2 protein-coding genes are annotated in these 1,831 nt (G+C 52.6%); both read right to left on the bottom strand.

Translation table 11 applies throughout. The annotated features are described in order from the left end of the window. Positions 1 to 27: 27 nt before the first annotated feature. A complete protein-coding gene (locus tag A7E48_RS05930) occupies positions 28 to 1,149 on the bottom strand; it encodes an App1 family protein (RefSeq protein ID WP_068170775.1) in 1,122 nt (373 codons plus the stop codon). 99 nt (positions 1,150 to 1,248) lie between these two features. Next, the gene (locus A7E48_RS05925; protein ID WP_141669390.1) at positions 1,249 to 1,686 is read right to left on the bottom strand and encodes a hypothetical protein; all 438 of its coding nucleotides are present in this window, start codon (positions 1,684 to 1,686) and stop codon (positions 1,249 to 1,251) included. Between the last annotated feature and the right edge of the window lie 145 nt (positions 1,687 to 1,831).

Here is a 1,831-nt window from a genome sequence, read left to right as displayed (position 1 = left end):
GTGACCCGCCATTCGTACTATTTTGGGTTAGTACTTGTTGTGTTTGCCCTTGGTGCTCTTGAGCAAACCAAGACCTTTGAGTTTCTTGATAAAGCTGGCACCGTCGTTTGCTTCTAGCCACAGTCGTCCGCGGGAGATTTCTTTGGACTGGTTATCGCTCCATACTCGGCCCGATGCGAGGACGCTTTCTCCCAGCGTCAGGTTGCGAATGAGGATGGCTGCGACGTTTTGGGGGTAGCGTACGGCAAAGCCACTGTAGACGTCAGGGTCTCGCTGTCCGTCGTCGCCGATGAGGATCCACTGCATCTCGGGGAATTCTTCTGCTAGTCGGCGCAAAGAGTTTACTTTATGGGCGGATCCTGAACGGAACCAGCGGTCTGTGGTCGGGCCCCAATCGGTGAGGAGGAAGGTGCCTTTAGGGTAGGCGTTGCGGGTTAGGAAGCGGTGAAGGGTTGGGGCGATGTTCCATGCTCCTGTGGAGAGGTACATGAAGGGGGCGTCGGGGTATTCACGGTGGATGCGGTCCATCAGCACGGACATTCCGGGGGTGGGTGTACGTGCGTGTTCGTTGAGTACAAAGGAGTTCCACGCTGCTAGAACTGGGCGTGGGAGGGCGGTTACCATTACGGTGTCGTCGATATCTGAAACTACGCCGATCTTTTGTTCGGGGGGAACGATGTATACGGTCGTTCGGGCAATGGTGCTTCCTGGGGTGTGTAGCAGTACCTCATGAATACCGGGTTCTAGGTCAATTGCAATCTTGACGTCCAGGACGCCGCCGCGGTCCGTGTTTACTTTAAACTGTTGTCCGTCCACTGTAATGGTGATGGGTGCATAGGATATAGCGATGGCGGTGAATGAACGCCATCCACGAATTGTTTCGTGTGAGGTCTGGTAACTATCCAGTGAGTTAAAGACTTTTTCGAAAAGCTCTGTCTTATACAGTGCACGGGCAATGACTCGTACCCAGCCGTCTTTGGCAGAACCGTAACCCACCGAGGGTACAATCACCGGCTCTTCTTCATGATGGCGAGCGCGGTTTTCGCGAGCCTGGTGCAGGTGATCGGAGATGCGGTAGAGCAGGTTGGTGGGTTGGGTGTGGTGTTTTTCGATTTCAACGGTTGCTGTGTTGGTCGTTGTGGTACTCATGTCCTCTAGTTTTCCATATGTTTTGGGTTGGTGGAGCGCATAAAGAAAGCGGATTTTTTCGGGTGTGAAAAAATCCGCTGTCTTGGTGGTGTTTCAGGGTTAGCTGACGTCGATTTGGCAGGTTGCTGAGCCTTCGCCTTCGGATTCTGTGGCGTGAGTTGGTTCTTCTTTGGTGATGTCTTTGATGGCGCAGAGTACTTCTGCTTCGGGGTCGTTTGCTTGGACGACGACTCGGATGAGGTGGCCGGAGACTGATTCGCCTTCGTCGGTGACGACTTTGAAGTAGGATTCTTCGGGGCCGAAGTCTTTGCGGTTGCCGTCGAAGTCCATTTGGTCTTGGGTTACGGTGATGTTACCGGGCTTGAGTTCACCGGTTTTGGCGTCTTTTACCGCCGCTTCGATGACCAGTGAGTCTCGGTTGTCTTCAAAACCTGATGCTTTTTCGAGTCCCAGTCCTGGGACGATGGTTTGTGCGCAGCCGCTGAGCACAACGGTGGCTCCGATTGCTAGTGTAGCCAAAACTTTTTTATTACCCATACCAAAAATATAGCTTGTTCCCAGGGATTTCATAAATCTATTACATGGGTTTGGTGTAGTTAGTGGTTAAAGTTTTTGTTTTTTTAGGGTGGGGTGAGGGAGTCTCGGTTGGGGTGAGACTCCCTCAGTTTGTTGTGTGGGGTGT

The sequence above is a fragment of the Rothia sp. ND6WE1A genome (assembly GCF_001683935.1).
GTDB lineage: Bacteria > Actinomycetota > Actinomycetes > Actinomycetales > Micrococcaceae > Rothia > Rothia amarae.
Note: the sequence above shows the minus strand (reverse complement) of the source record. Positions and strands in the feature narration are given on the sequence as shown.